General features: G+C 65.0%; 20 protein-coding genes. 15 read left to right on the top strand and 5 right to left on the bottom strand.

All coding sequences use genetic code 11. The features are described 5' to 3' along the window. Window positions 1–2: 2 nt before the first annotated feature. Window positions 3–779, bottom strand: a complete 777-nt coding sequence (gene lepB, locus AAFG16_RS44520) for a signal peptidase I (protein ID WP_342735455.1) — start codon at window positions 777–779, stop codon at window positions 3–5. Continuing rightward, window positions 776–2,203: a metalloprotease TldD gene (tldD, locus tag AAFG16_RS44515; RefSeq protein ID WP_342735453.1), complete on the bottom strand. Its 1,428-nt coding sequence runs from the start codon at window positions 2,201–2,203 to the stop codon at window positions 776–778. Before tldD ends, lepB begins: the two co-directional genes overlap by 4 nt. Window positions 2,204–2,373: 170 nt before the next feature. Here tldD and AAFG16_RS44510 point away from each other — a divergent pair, with 170 nt between their 5' ends. Beyond that, window positions 2,374–2,661, top strand: coding sequence for a hypothetical protein (locus tag AAFG16_RS44510; RefSeq protein ID WP_342735451.1), 288 nt, complete (start codon window positions 2,374–2,376; stop codon window positions 2,659–2,661). 6 nt (window positions 2,662–2,667) lie between these two features. On the opposite strand, the gene AAFG16_RS44505 is transcribed toward AAFG16_RS44510, so the two are convergent. Continuing rightward, window positions 2,668–3,228 carry an invasion associated locus B family protein gene (locus AAFG16_RS44505; RefSeq protein ID WP_342735449.1) on the bottom strand — a complete coding sequence of 187 codons (561 nt, stop codon included), beginning with the start codon at window positions 3,226–3,228 and terminating at the stop codon, window positions 2,668–2,670. Between the two features lie 447 nt (window positions 3,229–3,675). On the opposite strand from AAFG16_RS44505, the gene coxB reads away from it, so the two are divergent. From coxB to AAFG16_RS44460, 9 genes are all read left to right on the top strand, one after another. Next, window positions 3,676–4,530, top strand: a complete 855-nt coding sequence (gene coxB / locus AAFG16_RS44500) for a cytochrome c oxidase subunit II (protein ID WP_283082483.1) — start codon at window positions 3,676–3,678, stop codon at window positions 4,528–4,530. Window positions 4,531–4,618: 88 nt separating this feature from the next. Continuing rightward, on the top strand, window positions 4,619–6,247 hold the full coding sequence (ctaD, locus tag AAFG16_RS44495; RefSeq protein ID WP_342735447.1) for a cytochrome c oxidase subunit I: 1,629 nt from the start codon (window positions 4,619–4,621) through the stop codon (window positions 6,245–6,247). Window positions 6,248–6,307: 60 nt separating this feature from the next. Further along, window positions 6,308–7,252, top strand: coding sequence for a heme o synthase (locus AAFG16_RS44490; RefSeq protein WP_342735445.1), 945 nt, complete (start codon window positions 6,308–6,310; stop codon window positions 7,250–7,252). A 7-nt stretch (window positions 7,253–7,259) separates the two neighbouring features. Further along, window positions 7,260–7,424: a hypothetical protein gene (locus tag AAFG16_RS44485; protein WP_018644977.1), complete on the top strand. Its 165-nt coding sequence runs from the start codon at window positions 7,260–7,262 to the stop codon at window positions 7,422–7,424. Between the two features lie 5 nt (window positions 7,425–7,429). Then, the gene (locus AAFG16_RS44480; RefSeq protein WP_342735441.1) at window positions 7,430–8,083 is read left to right on the top strand and encodes a cytochrome c oxidase assembly protein; all 654 of its coding nucleotides are present in this window, start codon (window positions 7,430–7,432) and stop codon (window positions 8,081–8,083) included. Window positions 8,084–8,163: 80 nt separating this feature from the next. After that, on the top strand, window positions 8,164–9,060 hold the full coding sequence (locus AAFG16_RS44475) for a cytochrome c oxidase subunit 3 (protein WP_283082479.1): 897 nt from the start codon (window positions 8,164–8,166) through the stop codon (window positions 9,058–9,060). 97 nt (window positions 9,061–9,157) lie between these two features. Then, window positions 9,158–9,559: a DUF983 domain-containing protein gene (locus AAFG16_RS44470; RefSeq protein WP_342735439.1), complete on the top strand. Its 402-nt coding sequence runs from the start codon at window positions 9,158–9,160 to the stop codon at window positions 9,557–9,559. Beyond that, a complete protein-coding gene (locus tag AAFG16_RS44465; protein WP_342735437.1) occupies window positions 9,556–10,317 on the top strand; it encodes an SURF1 family protein in 762 nt (253 codons plus the stop codon). The genes AAFG16_RS44470 and AAFG16_RS44465 overlap by 4 nt, the downstream gene beginning before the upstream one ends. A 105-nt stretch (window positions 10,318–10,422) precedes the next feature. Further along, on the top strand, window positions 10,423–10,788 hold the full coding sequence (locus tag AAFG16_RS44460) for a nuclear transport factor 2 family protein (protein WP_283082476.1): 366 nt from the start codon (window positions 10,423–10,425) through the stop codon (window positions 10,786–10,788). Between the two features lie 120 nt (window positions 10,789–10,908). Here the strand turns inward: AAFG16_RS44460 and AAFG16_RS44455 are convergent, their stop codons facing one another. Beyond that, window positions 10,909–12,249 carry a histidine kinase gene (locus AAFG16_RS44455; RefSeq protein ID WP_342735435.1) on the bottom strand — a complete coding sequence of 447 codons (1,341 nt, stop codon included), beginning with the start codon at window positions 12,247–12,249 and terminating at the stop codon, window positions 10,909–10,911. Window positions 12,250–12,335: 86 nt separating this feature from the next. Between AAFG16_RS44455 and AAFG16_RS44450 the strand changes: the two genes are divergently transcribed. The 5 genes from AAFG16_RS44450 (at window position 12,336) to AAFG16_RS44430 (ending at window position 17,640) form a co-directional block, all read left to right on the top strand. Further along, entirely contained in the window at window positions 12,336–12,980 is a 645-nt protein-coding gene (locus tag AAFG16_RS44450; RefSeq protein ID WP_283082474.1) for a response regulator transcription factor, read from the top strand. Between the two features lie 545 nt (window positions 12,981–13,525). Then, window positions 13,526–14,944, top strand: coding sequence for a threonine synthase (gene thrC / locus AAFG16_RS44445; protein ID WP_342735433.1), 1,419 nt, complete (start codon window positions 13,526–13,528; stop codon window positions 14,942–14,944). Continuing rightward, on the top strand, window positions 14,941–16,230 hold the full coding sequence (locus AAFG16_RS44440; protein ID WP_342735431.1) for a pitrilysin family protein: 1,290 nt from the start codon (window positions 14,941–14,943) through the stop codon (window positions 16,228–16,230). The genes thrC and AAFG16_RS44440 overlap by 4 nt, the downstream gene beginning before the upstream one ends. Before the next feature lie 39 nt (window positions 16,231–16,269). Continuing rightward, on the top strand, window positions 16,270–16,857 hold the full coding sequence (locus AAFG16_RS44435; RefSeq protein ID WP_283082471.1) for a GNAT family protein: 588 nt from the start codon (window positions 16,270–16,272) through the stop codon (window positions 16,855–16,857). 129 nt (window positions 16,858–16,986) lie between these two features. Next, the gene (locus tag AAFG16_RS44430; RefSeq protein WP_283087109.1) at window positions 16,987–17,640 is read left to right on the top strand and encodes a hypothetical protein; all 654 of its coding nucleotides are present in this window, start codon (window positions 16,987–16,989) and stop codon (window positions 17,638–17,640) included. A 197-nt stretch (window positions 17,641–17,837) separates the two neighbouring features. On the opposite strand, the gene AAFG16_RS44425 is transcribed toward AAFG16_RS44430, so the two are convergent. Then, complete coding sequence (locus AAFG16_RS44425; protein WP_283082470.1) at window positions 17,838–18,323, bottom strand: ATP F0F1 synthase subunit B; 486 nt, start codon at window positions 18,321–18,323, stop codon at window positions 17,838–17,840. Window positions 18,324–18,327: the final 4 nt, after the last annotated feature.

Raw genomic sequence — 18,327 nt, 5'->3', positions numbered from 1 at the left:
GCTCAGTGCACGGCGGTGAAGAACCGTGCGAGCCGGAAGCCGGACAGCCACGTGTACACGGGCTGGCTGCGCATGCCGAGATCCCAGGAGCCAACCACGGCATCCGCGCGTCCGATCAGATTGTCGATCGGCAGAAGGCCGACACCGCCGGAACGCAGCGGCACGCGGCTGTCGGCGGAGTTGTCGCGGTTATCGCCGAGCACGAAGAGATGGCCGGGTGGCACCGTCACCTCCGGCGTGTTGTCGAGCGGACCATTGTCGCGCATCTTGAAGATCAGATGCGAGACGCCGTTCGGCAGCGTCTCGATATAGCGGTGGGCGGGCTCGCTGCCGCCATTGTCGTCCTCGGCCTGGCCGATGCCATCCGGCTTCAGCTCGGCGGGCCGGTCGTTGATAAAGAGCTGGCCCTGCCGCATCTGGATGCGGTCGCCGGGCAGACCGACGACGCGCTTGACCCAAGCCTGCGAGCGGTCGCCGGGCCAGCGGAACACGACGACGTCACCCTGCTTCGGCGTTTCCGCGAACACGCGGCCGCTTTCGGGCAGGTTGATCTGGATCGGCAGCGACGAGGTGCCGTAGCCGTAGGGGAATTTCGAGGCGAGCAGTGCGTCGCCGATCAGCAGCGTCGGCTCCATCGAGCCGGACGGCACGTAGAACGGCTCGGCCAGCGCGCCCTTGGCGATGAACACTGCGGCAACGATGCCGGCGAGCTGCATCAGCTGGCCGCCCCAGCCGCTGGTCTTCCGCTTGGCGGGGACGGTTACCTTCTCGACACTCATGCGCCTGTTCCACCCACCGTAATGCGTTCCATCAGAAGTGACGGCTGGCCGACGCCGACAGGGACGCCCTGGCCGTTCTTGCCGCAGGTGCCGATGCCGGTATCGAGCGCCAGATCGTTGCCGATCATGCGGATGCGATGCAGGTCCGTCGGCCCGTTGCCGATCAGCATGGCGCCCTTCAGCGGTGCGCCCAGCTTGCCGTTCTCGATCTTGTAGGCCTCGGTGCACTGGAACACGTATTTGCCCGAGGTGATGTCGACCTGTCCGCCGCCGAAATTCGCGGCGAACACGCCGTTCTTCACGGAGCTAAGGATCTCGGCCGGGTCGCGGCCGCCCGCCAGCATGTAGGTGTTGGTCATACGCGGCATCGGCACATGGGCATAGCCCTGGCGGCGGCCGTTGCCGGTCGGCTTCATGTTCATCAGGCGCGCGTTCTGCCGATCCTGCATGTAGCCGACCAGGATGCCGTCCTCGATCAGAACGGTGCGGTTGGTCGGCGTGCCCTCGTCGTCGATCGACAGCGAGCCGCGGCGCGAGGCAATGGTGCCGTCGTCGACCACGGTGACGCCCTTGGCCGCAACCTGCTGGCCCATCAGGCCCGCAAATGCAGACGTCTTCTTGCGGTTGAAGTCGCCTTCGAGGCCATGACCAACCGCCTCATGCAGCATCACGCCGGGCCAGCCGGCGCCAAGCACGACGTCCATCTCGCCGGCGGGGGCGGGGATCGATTCCAGATTGACTAGGGCCTCGCGCAGCGCGCCGTCGGCGGCCTCGCGCCAATTCCTGCTCTCAATGAATTCGGCATAGCCGGCGCGGCCGCCATAGCCCTTGCTCCCGCTCTCCTGGCGGTCGCCCTGGCCGGCGACGACGGAGATGTTGACGCGCACCAGCGGGCGGATGTCGCGATAGCTCTCGCCATCGGGCCGCAGGATCTCGACCACCTGCCAGGTCGCGCCCAGGCTGACGCTGACCTGCCGCACCCGCGGATCCTTGTCGCGCAGATAAGCGTCGATCTCGGCGAGCAGCTTGACCTTCGTCTCGAAGCCCGGCGCATCCAGCGGATTGTCGTCACTATAGAGCCGCACATTGGTATGCGCCGGCGGAGCGGCAAAGCTGCCGGAATAGCCGCCGCGCACGGCCGCGACCGCGTCGGCGGCGCGAATCAGCGCCGGCAGCGACACGTCGGAGGAATGCGCATAGCCGACCGCATCGTCCTTGACGGCGCGCAGGCCAAAACCCTGCGAGGTGTCGTAGGTCGCCTGCTTCAGTCGCCCATTGTCGAACATCAGCGCTTCGGTCTGGCTGTATTCCAGGAACAATTCGCCGTCGTCGGCGCCGGCAAGCCCGCGCGCGACCTCGTTGCGAACCTGGTCGCGATCGAGATTGGCGCGGTCGAGCAGGGAGGTTGTGGCAGGATTGATCATGCGTCCGTCCATTATCGGGGGATGTTGGGCAAGATAATGGTTTCCCGCGCGTTCCGCGAGGGCTGGGCCGTCACATTACGGAAACGATAGGTACGGCTTCCCCTTAAACCGGTTTTCAGGATTTTGGGCTATCGAGGGCGACCCTTGGTGAGAGATCTGCCGGCAAAAGCATGTGGAATTCCCTGCTTGTGTTCTGGGATCAGTATCACGGCCTGATCATCGGCTTTGGCGCGCTGGGGCTGGTCCTGCTGTTCAACCAGTTCGTCTATCGCCGCTTCTGGACCTCCTATCCCACCCGCGAGGCCTATGTCGCAGCTCACCCGGGCTGCGACACCGTGGACGGCGTCGTCTGCGCGACATGCCGGCGCAAGGCGCTGGTCGGGCCGGTGGCCGGGAGAGGCCGCATCTATCGCTGCGGCTGGTGCGACACGGAGCTCTATCGCGTCGACGCGGCGTGAGCCCTGCTACGGCAGCTTGTCGTAGCCCTCGCCGAGCCCGTTCAGGCTGAGCGGGAAGCCGATGCCTTCTTCCGGCGTCTCGAAGATGATGAAGGTCGCGGTCTTGGCGCTGCGCAGCTGGCCGAGCAGCTTGTCGTCCATGACGACCTCGGCGACGCAGCCATTGGGCAGGCAGCGGACGAAGCCGGCGCGGCCGACGTCCTGGTTGTCGAGCTTCAGCCCGAGGCCGGAGGGCAGCAGGACGCCGAGCGGGGCGACCACGCGCATCAGGCGGCTCTTCTGGTCGGCGGTCTTGAGCACGATCACGGTCAGGCCGGCATTGGAGCGGTCCTCGGCCACCACGCTCTGGATCAGGGCGCATTGCTCGGTCTGGGCGCCCGGCGGGGTGTCGCAGCGGATCTGCCAGTCGCCATGGACGGAGCGCACCGCGCCCTGCGCATGGGCAAGGCTTGGTACGAAGAGGCCTGGCAGCGCCAGCAGGACGACCGCAGCCAGCAGGGCGGCAAGCCTCGTGAGGCCGTCAGCCTGCCTTTTGGCCTCCCTTGCCATGCATCTCGAAAACCCCATCGGGTCGGTCCCTCTGCTCGCCTGGGTCGCTCGCACCTGGCGGACTGATACGGGAATGACGGCGGCTTGAAGGCGATTCCCAAGCAAATTCCGCGCCGCCCACACCGCCAACATCAGCACGAATCAGATTCCTGCGCGGCTGTTCGCCAGTGCCTACCGCGGGCAATGCCGCTGTCAAGCCGCAGCATCCCGGGAAACGGTATTTTTCTCTGATGTTACTAGGAAATATCTTGCGGGTGATCGCTGACAGACAGGCCTCAAGACTGCATTGCGATAGATCAAGAATTATGGTTTGAGAGGCTTGATTTCGGCGTTCTAGCGATCTGGCCCCAATTCCTCTTAGAGGTATTCTTGCGCGGCGGTTTGTCAGACGGGCGGATCGAATAAGCGTTTCCCAAAAATAGGGGAACGCACCTGGGGTGATTTCGTAAGGGGAGCGCGAACGGCATGAGGATGTCGATGGGTCGGGTGGGCCGGCATTTGCTGGGAATGGCCACCATCGCCTTGGTGGCGGCTGGCATGACGCTGGCGGCGGGCGGGACGGCATTCGCCGAGGTCGGGCAGCCGGCGCCGTGGGAATGGACGCTGCAGCAATCGGCCTCGCCGGTGATGGACAACATCGTCTGGTTCCACAACTTCCTGTTCGTGCTGATCACCCTGATCACGCTGTTCGTTCTGGCGCTGCTGGTGATCGTGGTGCTGAAGTTCAATGCGAGGGCCAATCCGGTGCCGTCGCGGACCACTCACAACACGCTGATCGAGGTGGTGTGGACGCTGGTTCCGGTGCTGATCCTGGTCGGCATCGCGGTGCCGTCGTTCCGGCTTCTGTTCCTGGAGCTCGACGTGCCGAAGGCGGATCTGACGGTGAAGGCGACGGGCAAGCAGTGGTACTGGTCGTATGCCTATCCTGACAACGGCAAGTTCGAGTTCGACTCGCTGATGGCCCAGGACAAGCAGCCCCGCCTGCTCGGCGTCGACAACGAGATGGTGGTGCCGGTGAACAAGGTGATTCGCGTCCAGGTCACCGGCGCCGACGTCATTCACGCCTTCGCGCTGCCGGCTTTCGGCGTCAAGATCGACGCCATCCCGGGCCGGCTGAACGAGACCTGGTTCAAGGCCACCAAGACCGGCATGTTCTACGGCCAGTGCTCGGAGCTCTGCGGCAAGGATCACGCCTTCATGCCGATCGCGATCCGCGTGGTCAGCGACCAGGAGTTCGCCTCCTGGGTCGAGACGGCCAAGAAGAAGTTTGCGAGCGGCGGCACCAGCACTTACGCCTCGGCGGCCGGCCCGACGCAGTAAGCGCCGGGTCAGGGCTCGAGGGGACTGAAAGCGACATAAAGGGCGGGACCGCATAAGGTCCGCATGGGACGCAAGGCAGGATTTGAAAATGGCAACGAGCGCAGCGGCACACGGCGATCACGCGCAAGACCACGGACATGACCACGAGCACGCCCATCCGACCGGATGGCGGCGCTACGTCTATTCGACCAATCACAAGGACATCGGCACGATGTACCTGATCTTCGCGGTCGTCGCCGGCATCATCGGTGCCGCGATGTCGATCGCGATCCGTGCCGAGCTGATGTATCCGGGCGTGCAGATCTTCCACGAGACGCACACCTACAACGTCTTCGTGACCAGCCACGGCCTGATCATGATCTTCTTCATGGTCATGCCCGCGATGATCGGCGGCTTCGGCAACTGGTTCGTGCCGCTGATGATCGGGGCGCCCGACATGGCATTTCCGCGCATGAACAACATCTCGTTCTGGCTGCTGCCGGCTTCGTTCGCGCTGCTGCTGATGTCGACCTTCGTCGAGGGCGAGCCGGGCGCCAACGGCGTCGGCGCCGGCTGGACCATGTACGTGCCGCTGTCGAGCTCCGGCCATCCGGGCCCGGCCGTCGACTTCGCGATCCTGTCGCTGCACCTTGCCGGTGCCTCGTCGATCCTCGGCGCCATCAACTTCATCACCACCATCTTCAACATGCGCGCGCCGGGCATGACCCTGCACAAGATGCCGCTGTTCGTGTGGTCGATCCTGGTGACGGTGTTCCTGCTGCTGCTGTCGCTGCCGGTGCTCGCCGGTGCGATCACCATGCTGCTCACCGACCGCAATTTCGGCACGACATTCTTCGCGCCCGACGGCGGCGGCGACCCCGTGCTGTTCCAGCACCTGTTCTGGTTCTTCGGTCACCCCGAGGTGTACATCCTGATCCTGCCCGCCTTCGGCATGATCAGCCAGATCGTCTCGACCTTCTCGCGCAAGCCCGTGTTCGGCTATCTCGGCATGGCCTACGCCATGGTCGCGATCGGTGGCATCGGCTTCGTGGTGTGGGCGCACCACATGTACACGGTCGGCATGTCGTCGGCGACGCAGGCTTACTTCGTTGCTGCCACGATGGTGATCGCGGTCCCGACCGGCGTGAAGATCTTCTCGTGGATCGCCACGATGTGGGGCGGCTCGATCGAATTCCGCGCCCCGATGATCTGGGCGGTGGGCTTCATCTTCCTGTTCACGGTCGGCGGCGTCACCGGCGTCGTGCTGGCGAATGCCGGCGTCGACCGCGTGCTCCAGGAGACCTACTACGTCGTCGCGCACTTCCACTACGTGCTGTCGCTCGGCGCCGTGTTCGGGATCTTTGCCGGCTGGTACTACTGGTTCCCGAAGATGACGGGCTACATGTACAACGAGACGCTGGCGAAGGCGCACTTCTGGGTCACCTTCATCGGCGTGAACCTGGTGTTCTTCCCGCAGCACTTCCTCGGCCTGTCGGGCATGCCGCGCCGCTACGTCGACTATCCCGATGCCTTCGCCGGCTGGAACCTGGTCTCGTCGGTCGGCTCCTACATCTCGGGCTTCGGCGTCCTGATCTTCCTCTACTGCGTGCTCGACGCCTTCATGAAGAAGGTCCCGGCGGGAGACAATCCGTGGGGTGCGGGTGCGACCACGCTGGAGTGGACGCTGCCTTCGCCGCCGCCCTTCCACCAGTTCGAAGTGCTGCCCCGCGTGCAGTAAGCCATCTTCCGCGGCGCCCGTCATGGGCGCCGCGGCTCTACAACGAAGCGAGTTAGATTAGTGTCCGTCCTCGACCACAACGCCATCGACATCAATCCCCGCATCTCCGAAGCGGAGGTTGGCGACTACATCGCGCTGCTCAAGCCGCGGGTGATGTCGCTGGTGATCTTCACCGCGCTGGTCGGCATGGCGATGGCGCCCGGGCATTTCCACTGGGTGCTCGCGATCACCTCGCTGCTCTGCATCGCCGTCGGTGCCGGCGCCTCCGGGGCGCTCAACATGGCGCTCGAAGGCGACATCGACGCGAAAATGTCGCGCACGGCGAACCGGCCGATCCCGCGCGGCCGCATCACCCGCCCTGAAGCCATGGCGTTCGGCACGACGCTCGCCTTCTTCTCGGTGATGACGCTCGGCATCCTCGTCAACTGGATCGCGGGCGCGCTGCTTGCCTTCACCATCTTCTTCTACGTCGTGATTTACACGATGTGGCTGAAGCGCTGGACCGCGCAGAACATCGTCATCGGCGGCGCCGCCGGCGCGCTGCCGCCGGTGGTGGCCTGGGCCGCGGTGACGGGCACGGTCGACGTCGAGCCGCTGCTGCTGTTCGCGATCATCTTCTTCTGGACGCCGCCGCATTTCTGGGCGCTGGCGCTGTTCCGCTCCGACGATTACGCGCGCGCCGGCATTCCGATGCTGCCCAACGTCGCCGGCCCCGACGCGACGCGGCTCCAGATCCTGCTCTACACCGTCGTGCTGATCGCGGTCGCCGCCGCGCCCTGGGTGCTCGGCTATTTCGACGCCGTCTACGGCGTGGTCTCGCTGATCCTCGGCGCCGGCATGCTGTTGCTTGCGATCAACGTCTATGTGCGCCGCGAACGCAGCCAGTCCCTGCGCGCGACGCGAAAACTGTTCGCCTTCTCGATCCTGTATCTGTTCGCGCTGTTCGCGACCCTGCTGGCCGAGGTCGTGTTCCGGGCGATTGCTCCGATGGTTGGGGGCGCATGAGGCAGGAATGGCCGACAAACCCGAGCCAGATGGAATCGTCCTCACCGAGGCGCAGAAGAAGAGCCGTCGTCAGCGCTCGATTGCCATTGCTTTGGCGCTCGGCGTGCTGGTCGTGCTGTTCTTCGCCGTCACCATGGTCAAGGGACCGGCAGTGCTAGTCCGGCCGATGTAGGAATCATGGATCACGAGCCGACCATATCGCAGGACGTCAGCGCCAAGCCGGTCAATCGTGAGCCGGCCAAGGGCCGCGGGCTGGGCCGCGATGTGGTGGTTGCTTCCATCTGTGGCGGCGTGGTCGCGCTGATGGTCGGCGCCTCCTACGCGGCGGTGCCGTTCTACAATTGGTTCTGCCGCGCCACCGGCTTCAACGGCACGACGCAAGTTGCGACCTCGGCACCGGCCAACGGCCCGATCGCCCGAAAGATTTCGGTGCGCTTCGATTCCAACGTCGCGCCCGGACTGCCCTGGAAGTTCGAGCCGGAGCAGAACGAGATCGAGGTCAATATCGGCCAGGTCGTGACTGTCTTCTACACCGTCACCAACCAGGCTGCGCGCACCACAGCGGGCCAGGCCGCCTACAATGTCGCGCCGCTGACGGTCGGGTCCTACTTCCAGAAGATCAACTGCTTCTGCTTCACCGAGCAGACCATGGCGCCGGGCGAGAAGCGCGAGATGCCGGTCGTGTTCTATGTCGATCCGTCGATCGCCGACGATCACGAGAACGACGGGCTGAACACGATCACGCTGTCCTACACGTTCTATCCGGTGAAGGATCCGGTGGTGAAGCCGCTCGCATCCGGCGAGAACGACCAACGCAAGGGAAATCTCTGATCGCCGGGCTTCGCGCCATGGGGGTTGGAAACAAGGGGATAAGTGCCGAACAGGCACGGGATTGAGGAGAGAGACCGCAAATGGCTACCGCGCAAGGCAAGCATCACGACTATCACCTGGTCGATCCCTCTCCCTGGCCGGCGGTCGGTTCGCTCTCGGCCTTCATCATGGCGGTCGGCGCGATCGCCTGGATGCACCACATGTTCTCGGCCGCGCCGATCGTGTTCGGTGTCGGCACCGTCGGCGTGCTCTACACCATGGCGAGCTGGTGGGGCGACGTGATCAAGGAAGCCCAGTACAAGGGCGACCACACCCGCGTCGTGCAGCTGCATCACCGCTACGGCATGATCCTGTTCATCGCCTCCGAGGTGATGTTCTTCGTGGCCTGGTTCTGGGCCTATTTCAACGCGGCGCTGTTCCCGGCGGACGCCGTCCACGCCACCCGCGATGCGGTGTTCGGCTGCGGTCTCGGCACCCAGGCCGGCGCCTGCTCGGTCCCCGGCACCTGGCCGCCGCACGGCATCGAGACCTTCGATCCCTGGCATCTGCCGCTGCTGAACACGCTGATCCTGCTCACCTCGGGCACCACGGTGACCTGGGCTCACCATGCGCTGCTCGAGAACGATCGCCAGGGCCTGAAGTACGGCCTGATCCTCACCGTCGTGCTCGGCGCGCTCTTCACCTGCGTGCAGGCCTATGAGTACAGCCATGCGGCGTTCTCCTTCGCCGGCAACGTCTACGGTGCGACCTTCTTCATGGCGACCGGCTTCCACGGCTTCCACGTGCTGGTCGGCACCATCTTCCTGCTGGTCTGCCTGTTCCGCGCCTACGCCGGCCACTTCACGCCGAAGCAGCATCTCGGCTTCGAGTTCGCCGCCTGGTACTGGCACTTCGTCGACGTGGTCTGGCTGTTCCTGTTCCTCTGCATCTATGTGTGGGGACACGGCGCCGAGACCATGGCCCACGGCGCGCACTGAGCCGTCGTGAATTGATCAGAAGGGGCGGCCGCTGGGCCGCCCTTTCGCTTTTCAGCCGTCGCAAGTTTCGGCGGAAACTGTGATAGAGTCCGCGATCATGAACGACACTGCCGGTCCAACCGAGCCCGAGACCACCGTCCTGCAAAGCGCGCTGCGCGGGCTTGCCTGCAAGTGCCCGCGCTGCGGCCAGGGCAAGCTCTATGCGGGCTTCCTGACGCTCGCGCCGTCCTGCGACCGTTGCGGCCTCGATTACGCCTTCATCGATTCCGGCGACGGTCCGGCTATCTTCATCATCATGCTGGCCGGTGCGATCGTGGTCGGCTGCGCGCTCGTCGTCGAGGTCAAGTACCAGCCGCCGTTCTGGCTGCATGCGGCGCTGTGGCTGCCGCTGATCCTCGTCACCACGCTGTTGCCGCTGCGCTCCATGAAGTCGCTGCTGATCGCACTGCAATTCCACCACAAGGCGGCGCCGGGCCGGCTGGTCGACCGCGCGAAATGAACGAGACGGCGCGCAAGCCTCGCGTGGCCGGCTTCGCGCTGTTCACGCTGTTCCTGACGGCGGTCTTCATCTCGCTCGGAGTCTGGCAATTGCAGCGCCGGACCGCCAAGCATGCGCTGATCGCGGCGCTCACCGAGCGGTTGGCCGAAGCGCCGATCGCGCTGCCGCCGCCGGCGCAATGGACCGCGCTCGATCCCGCGCGCGACGAATTCCGCCGCGTCAGCTTCACCGCGACCTATGCACCGCTGCCTGATGCGATGGTCTATTCCTCCGGCTCGGCCGTGCGCAAGGACGCCTCCGGTCCCGGCACCTGGGCGTTCCTGCCGGCGCGCCTTGCGAGCGGTGAGACAATCGTGATCGATGCCGGCTTCGTCGAGAACACGATGCAGGACCGCAGCATCGAGGATCGTGCGGTGAAGAAGCTCGTCACCGGCGCTCCGGTCATGTTCACCGGCTATCTGCGCTTTCCGGAGGCGCCGGGTTGGCTGACGCCGGCGGAGAACCGCGACAAGCGCCTCTGGTTCGTGCGCGATCATCTGGCGATCGCAAGCGCGCTTCATTGGGGCGCGGTTGCGCCGTTCTACATCGACCTCGAGCAGCCGGCGCCCGAGAACGGCATCCCGCGTCCGGGGCCGCTCGACGTGCATCTGAAGGACGATCATCTGCAATACGCCATCACCTGGTTCGCGCTCGCAGGCGCGGTGTTGATCGCGTTCGGCGTCTGGACGAGAGGACGACGTCCGGCAAATTCTCCGTAGGTTTCCGGGAGGAACCCGGGATCGTCCGGGGTTTATTATTCAGCGCATATTCACGAGTGTGGTCCTAAGCCGCACGAAATTTTTCGCGGCAAGCAGGATGTTGGCGTGAGCGATATTGATCAGATGGGAATTGTCGTCGACTGGGTCGATGCCTGCCGCAAGGGCGACCTTGCGAGCCTGCTCGAGCTCTATGCGGACGACGCCCGGGTCGAATGCACGTGCAACGGCACGCAGCATTATCGTGGCCGAAGCGAGCTCGAAACCTATTGGGGACCCCGGCTCAGCACGTTCTCGTCGGTCGGATTCGGCCTCGAAGAAATCAATCCCGTGCCGCACGGCGTCGATCTCGAATATTCCATCGCTGGCTCACTGCGCATCCACGCCTCGTTCCGCTTCAGCGCGGAAGGCAAGATCTACAGCACGCTGTGCACGCCGTCGCGGCAGAACTCCCACGACGGTTGTGCGTGCTAGGGCATGAACCGGAAAAATGCGTAGCGGTTTTCCCTCGCGACAAACGCGGAACGCGTTTGCGCGGAGATCATGCTCAAACAATAAGCTAAAGCGCGGTGGTGATCTTCATCCCATCGCGCTTTAGCTCTGCGGCGGCTCTTCTTGCGTCGCATTCACCGGCAGCAGGCAGCGCACATAGGTTCGCTCATCGGCGCGCAGCAGTGACAATGAACCGCTGAGCGCGCGCACGCGCTCGTGCATGCCGGTGAGGCCCCGGCCGAAGACGTTGCTCTCCGGAAAGCCGCCGCCGTCGTCGGAGATCTCGATGACGAGCGCCTCGCCCGCGACGGTGGCCTGCACGTGGGCATTGCCGGCATTGGCATGGCGCAGGACGTTGGTCAGCGCCTCCTGGATCAACCGATAGACGGTCTGGGCCAGCGGTCCGTCGATCTCGTTCAGCGCCGGATCGATCGTGGCCGTCAGGCCGATATGCGGCGCCTGTCTGCGAAAGTTCTGGAGCAACGTCTGCACGGTGGTCTCGAGCCCCAGCTGCTCGATATAGAGCGGCCGCAGCCGGTCGAGGATACGGCGGTTGGTCTGCTGGAGCGCCTCGACCGACCGCATCACCTCCTGCACCGAATTGCCGAGATTTCCTGCTTGTGGCGAGGCGTCGGCCAGCGCGATGGTGCTGGCGCGGATGCCGAACAGCAGCGGCCCGAGCTCGTCATGCAGCTCGCGGGCGAGGTCGCGCCGCTCGTCGTCCTGGAGCGACACCAGGCGATGCAGCAGGTCGCGATTGTCCTGGCTCAGTCGCGCCAGCGTCGTTGCCAGCGCATTGGCCTCCTCGCAGCTCTGCCGGATCTCCGGCGGCCCTGCCACCGGGATCGGCATCGCGTAATCGCCGCATCGCATTCGGGTGAGGCCTGCGCCGAGCTTTTGCAGGGGGCGCAGCGCCGATTCCGCGAACAGATAAGCGATCGTGCCGGTCAGCACCGTCAATATGGCGATCAGGCTCGTCAGCGCCAGAAAGCCGATCCATTTCTCGAACAGGTCGGCCGACAGGTCAGGCACGAAGACGATGTCGCCGACACGCCTGCCGTCGATGATGACAGGTGAGGCTGCGTCCATGTCCGGAATGACGATCAGCTCCGCGAACCATTGCGGTACGCCATGCAGATTGCGCAGACCGTCCTTCACGGAAGGCGCGGGACCTGCTTCTATGGGGCGGAATTGGATATCAGAGGAGGAATCCAGGGAACGGACGAATGCGTCGAGAATCGTCCGCGGATGATCCGAGGCGCCGAGGGCGTTGTTGAGCGCAACAGCGACAGTCCGGGTCGAGCGGCGACCCGGCTCGTTCTCATCGGCCAGCTGGCCGGTCGCGAATGTCTTGAGCAGCACGCCGCCCATAGCCAGCGCGGCAAGAAAGCTCAGGCCGAGCGGAAGAAACAATTGGGTTCTGAACGAGAGCCGTTGCCACATTAGGTCAATTCTAACGCGCATCGGGGCGATTTTCTCTTTCCATTTGTTCCCGCCGGTCTATGAGTCGAAAAACAAGAGAGCGCGCGATGCAAGATACCGCCAAGCCGGCGACCAAGGTTCTGATCGTCGACGACCATCCTGTGGTGCTGTCCGGATGCCGGACGCTTTTCGCGTCCGACCAATCGATCCGCATCGACGAGGCGACCGATGCCAAATCCGGGCATCGCGCCTATGTCAGCAAGCGGCCTGACGTCACCGTGATCGATATCAGCCTGCCTGACGTCTCAGGCTTTGAGCTGATGCGACGCATTCGCAAGGACGATCCCGACGCCAAGATCATCATGTTCAGCATGAACGACGATCCGGCCTTCGTGGTGCGGGCGGTCGAGCTGGGCGCGCAGGGCTATGTTTCCAAGGGCGACGATCCCAGGATTCTGCTCAAGGCGGTGCGCAAGGTCGTCGCGGGTGACAATTTCATCTCGCCGCAGCTCGCGGAGGCCGTGACGTTCTCCGGCGCCGCGATCAAGGCCAATCCGGCCTCGCAGATGACGCCGCGGGAGCTCGAGATTCTCCGCCTGCTCGGGCGCGGCGACAAGATCGTCGAGGTCGCCGAGGCGCTCGGCATCTCCTACAAGACCGTCGCAAACACGACGTCCCTGCTCAAGCAGAAGTTAGGGGCCAAGAACCATTCCGACCTGATCAGGATCGCGGTGGAAATCGGGATGAGCTGAGGTCCGTCAGCGACCGAACCGGCTGCTCCAGGATGCAGCGGTTCGGTCGACGGATCGGCGCCGCCGTCGGCCGGGCAATGCATGGATGACGGCTGATACCATCCGCCGACACAATCGGCCGCCGGGTCAATTGTTCCCGAGGCAGGCAATGGATTCGGGAAAAAGTGGTAATTCCGGAATGAACTTGCGTGCGAATGCCCGGGAGCTGCCCGAAGCATCCCGGGAAAAACAAGGAACATCTTTCGGCCTGCGCGGTTTTCGCTCTTGACGATCTGATGACAGGCAATGAAAGCTGGCGCCGATAGTTTAGCGGGTCGGCGACCCGGACAAGGCAAACCGGTCTGCACATCAACGACAGACCTTCCAAGAGAGGGCTGCGGCATCGCCGCAGCCCTTTTTCGTTGCAGAACCCCTGGCGGGAGGCGGTTTCCCGATGCCGCAAAACACTTTATGGTGGCCCAAAGCCTCTGGCTGTTAACAAGTATTTTCGTGAAATCAAAGGCTTACGGATCGAGCTTCGGCCCGGTCGGCCTTTGGAGGGCAGTTTGACTCGTTATATCTCGACCCGGGGCGAGGCCCCCGAACTCGGCTTCTGCGACGTGATGCTGACCGGGCTTGCCCGTGACGGCGGCCTGTATGTGCCGGTCACTTGGCCGCAGCTTTCGACCGAGACCATCGCCGGCTTCTTCGGCCGTCCCTATTGGGAGGTCGCGGTCGACGTGATCCGGCCCTTCGCCGGCGGCGAGATATCGGACGCCGAGCTCGGCCGCATGGCGAACGAGGCCTACGCGACCTTCCGTCATCCCGCGGTGGTGCCGCTGCGCCAGATGGCGCCGCACCAGTTCGTGCTGGAGCTGTTTCACGGTCCGACGCTCGCCTTCAAGGACGTGGCGATGCAGCTGATCTCGCGGCTGATGGACCACGTGCTCGCCAAGCGCGGCCAGCGCACCACCATCGTGGTCGCGACGTCAGGCGACACCGGCGGCGCCGCGGTCGAAGCCTTCGCGGGCCTCGAGAATGTCGATCTCATCGTGCTGTTCCCGCACGGCCGCATCTCCGAGGTGCAGCAGCGGATGATGACGACGACGGGCGCGGCCAACGTCCATGCGCTCGCCATCGAAGGCAATTTCGACGACTGCCAGGCGCTGGTGAAGGGGATGTTCAACAACCATCGCTTCCGCGATGCGACCTCGCTTTCGGGCGTCAATTCCATCAACTGGGCGCGCATCGTCGCCCAGGTGGTCTACTACTTCACCTCGGCCGTTGCCGTCGGCGCGCCGGCGCGCGCGGTGGATTTCATCGTGCCGACCGGCAATTTCGGCGACATTTTTGCCGGCTATGTCGCCAAGCGCATGGGCCTGCCCGTGCGCACCCTCTGCATCGCCGCCAACGTCAACGACATCCTGGCGCGCACGCTGAAGACCGGCATCTACGAGGTGCGCGAGGTGCATGCGACCGCCTCGCCGTCGATGGACATCCAGATCTCCTCGAATTTCGAGCGGCTGCTGTTCGAGGCCGGCAAGCGCGATGCGGCCGGCGTGCGCCGCCTCATGGACTCGCTGAAGCAGTCGGGGCGCTTCGTGCTGCCCGATGCGACGCTGGCCGCCATCCGCGAGGAATTCGACGCGGGCCGTGCCGACGAGACCGAGACCGCGGCTGCGATTCGCGCCGCCTGGCGTGAGGCAGGCGAGCTGGTCGATCCGCACACCGCGGTGGCGCTTGCCGTTGCCGACCGCGACACCACCGACACGACGGTGCCCAGCATCGTGCTTTCCACGGCCCATCCGGCCAAATTCCCCGACGCGGTCGAGGCAGCCTGCGGCCAGCGGCCGCAACTGCCGGCTTGGCTCGATGGTCTCATGACCAAATCCGAACACATGAAGGTGATGAAGAACGATCAGGCCGAGATCGAGCGGTTCGTGCTGTCGGTCAGCCGCGCCGCAAAACAGGGAGTTGCCGGATGAGCGTCGAGATTTCCAAGCTTGCCTCCGGCCTGACCGTGGTCACCGACAAGATGCCCCATCTCGAGACTGCGGCGCTCGGCGTCTGGGCGGGCGTCGGCGGCCGCGACGAGAAGCCGAATGAGCACGGTATCTCGCATCTCCTGGAGCACATGGCGTTCAAGGGCACGACCAAGCGCTCCTCGCGCGAGATCGTCGAGGAGATCGAGGCGGTCGGCGGCGACCTCAATGCCGGCACCTCGACCGAGACCACGTCCTATTACGCGCGGGTGCTGAAGGCCGACGTGCCGCTGGCGCTCGACGTGCTCGCCGACATCCTCGCCAATCCCGCCTTCGAGCCAGACGAGCTCGAGCGCGAGAAGAACGTCATCGTGCAGGAGATCGGCGCTGCGCAGGACACGCCCGATGACGTCGTGTTCGAGCACCTCAACGAGCTCTGCTATCCCGACCAGCCGATGGGCCGCTCGCTGCTCGGCACCGCGAAGACGCTGCGCAGCTTCAACCGCGACATGCTGCGCGGCTATCTGTCGACGCATTATCGCGGCCCCGACATGGTGGTGGCGGCCGCCGGCGCGGTCGATCACAAACAGGTGGTCGCCGAGGTCGAGAACCGCTTTGCGAGCTTCGAGGCGACGCCGGGTCCCAAGCCGCAGTCGGCGCAGTTCGGCAAGGGCGGCGCCAAGGTGGTGCATCGCGAGCTCGAGCAGGCGCATCTGACGCTGGCGCTGGAAGGCGTGCCCCAGACCGACCTGTCGCTGTTCTCGCTCCAGGTCTTCACCAACATCCTCGGCGGCGGGATGTCGTCGCGGCTGTTCCAGGAGGTGCGCGAGAAGCGCGGCCTCTGCTACTCGATCTACAGCTTCCACGCCCCCTATACCGACACCGGCTTCTTCGGCCTCTACACCGGAACCGATCCGGCCGACGCGCCCGAGATGATGGAGGTCGTGGTCGACATCATGAATGATTCGGTCGAGACCCTGACCGAGGCCGAGATCGCGCGCGCCAAGGCGCAGATGAAGGCCGGGCTCCTGATGGCGCTGGAGAGCTGCTCGTCCCGCGCCGAGCAACTGGCCCGGCACGTGCTGGCCTATGGCCGGCCGCAAACGGTGCAGGAACTGGTAGCCCGGATCGACGCCGTCAGTGTCGAATCGACCCGGGACGCGGCGCGTGCGCTGCTTTCGCGCAGCCGCCCTGCAGTTGTCGCATTAGGCAGCGGCAGGGGTCTGGACACGGCGGTGTCTTTTGCGGAAGGATTGACGCGCGCGCGCGCCAAGGCGCGGCTGCATTAGGAGCCGCACCACGGAGCCTCGCCTTCGGGAAGCATCACCATGGCTCTCTTTCGCCTGCCTTCCAGTGGACCCGCCGCCCTCGCTCCGCGCGGCAACGGGCTGTTGCTGCGCGCGCCGCAGATGTCGGACTTCCTGCAATGGGCGCATTTGCGCGAGAGCAGCCGCGATTACCTGACGCCCTGGGAGCCGATCTGGCCGTCTGACGACCTGACCCGGTCCGGCTTCCGCCGCCGCCTGCGCCGCTATTCCGAGGACATCGCCGCGGACCGCTCCTACCCGTTTCTGATCTTCCGCGAGCTCGACGGCGCCATGGTCGGCGGCATCACGCTCGCCAATGTCCGGCGCGGCATCGTACAGGCCGGCACCATCGGCTATTGGGTCGGCCAGCCCCATGCCCGTCGCGGCTACATGACGGCGGCGCTGCGGGTGCTGCTGCCGACGCTGTTCGGCGAGCTCAATCTGCACCGGGTCGAGGCCGCCTGCATCCCCACCAATGCGCCGTCGATCCGGGTGCTGGAGAAATGCGGCTTCTCCCGCGAGGGGCTGGCGCGGCGTTATCTCTGCATCAACGGGGTCTGGCAGGACCATTTGCTGTTCGGCCTGCTGCACGAGGATTTCCGGGGCTGAACCCGGCCATTCCTGTGGCCAAAGTCGCATTGCGACGGCCTTTTGCTGCCTTGGGTTCGCCGATTTTGACGATATAACGCGCAAGGCCGGCGGCGATCGGCCGGTATTTGTCATGGAGTGTGGGTGTCGATGGTGCAGGAGCTTCGGTCATCGCGGACGATGTTGCGGCGGGGGACGGGGATCGCACTGGCGTTGTCGGTTGCGCTCGCCTCGGTCTCGCCGGTGGCGGCCCAGTCGCTCACCGACCGATTCAAGAGCCTGTTCGGCGGCAAGTCCGACGAGCCGGCCCAGCCCAAGCCGGCGCCCGCACCGGGCCAGCCGGCCGCCGATGACGACGTCGATTGCCCCCAGGTCACGGTGCGCGCTGGCGCCTCCACTTACGGGGTCGGCGCCACCGGCAAGCCGGCCGTCGGCAACGACGTCCGCTTCCAGGCCTCGATCACCAAGATGGCGCGCGAATGTACCCGGAACGGCGGCGAGATCACGGCCCGGATCGGCATCCAGGGCCGCGTCATCGCCGGTCCCGCCGGCGCGCCGTCGACGGTCGAGGTGCCCCTGCGCGTGGCGGTGGTGCAGGGCGGCGTCGGCGAGAAAGTGATCGCCTCGAAGGCCTACCGGACCACGGTCGAGATGGCGGAGGGCGGCAGCGTGCCGTTCACCTTCGTTGCCGAGGACCTGTCCTATCCGGTGCCGTCGGCCGCGGTCGCCGATTCCTACATCTTCTATGTCGGCTTCGATCCGCAGGCGCTGTCGCCGGAGCCGAAGGCGAAGAAGAAGAAATAGGCGGCTAGTTTGGCTGTCATGCCCCGCGGAGGCGGGGCATCCAGTACGCCGCGGCCTATCGAGCAATCACAACCGTCTCGGAATACTGGATCACCCGCCTTCGCGGGTGATGACATCGAGTTTGCGGTTACAATACTCGCACAAACAAAAAAGCCGGCGCTCACGCGCCGGCTTTTTGATTAGTGAAGGCTACCCCCTCAGTTCAGCTTCTGCCGAACCTCGTTGATGCCCTTGGCGAGCAGATCGTCGGCGACCTGGCCCTTGACCGACTGCGACAGGATCGTCGAGGCGGCCTGCACGGCGGCTTCCGCGGCTGCGGCGCGGACATCGGCCACCGCCTGGGCTTCGGCGAGCGCGATCTTGCTCTCCGCGGTCTTGGTGCGGCGGGCGACGAAGTCTTCCATCTTCGCCTTGGCCTCGGTCGCGATGCGCTCGGCTTCGGACTTGGCGTTGGCGATGATGTCGGCAGCCTCGCGCTCGGCCGTGGCGCTGCGGGCCTTGTAGTCGGCGAGCACCTTGGCCGCTTCCTGCTTGAGGCGCGTCGCATCGTCGAGCTCGGCCTTGATGCGCGCGGCGCGATGATCGAGCGCGGTCATCGCCGACTTGAACACCCCGAGATAGCCGAACACGATCATCAAGATCACGAAGGCGACGGCGACCCAGGTTTCAGGATCGAAGAACATCTCG

Origin of the sequence: Bradyrhizobium sp. B117 (genome assembly GCF_038969555.1) — a bacterium.
Lineage (GTDB): Bacteria > Pseudomonadota > Alphaproteobacteria > Rhizobiales > Xanthobacteraceae > Bradyrhizobium.
The sequence above is the reverse complement of the archived record's forward strand: the minus strand, read 5'-3'. Positions and strand labels throughout refer to the sequence as shown.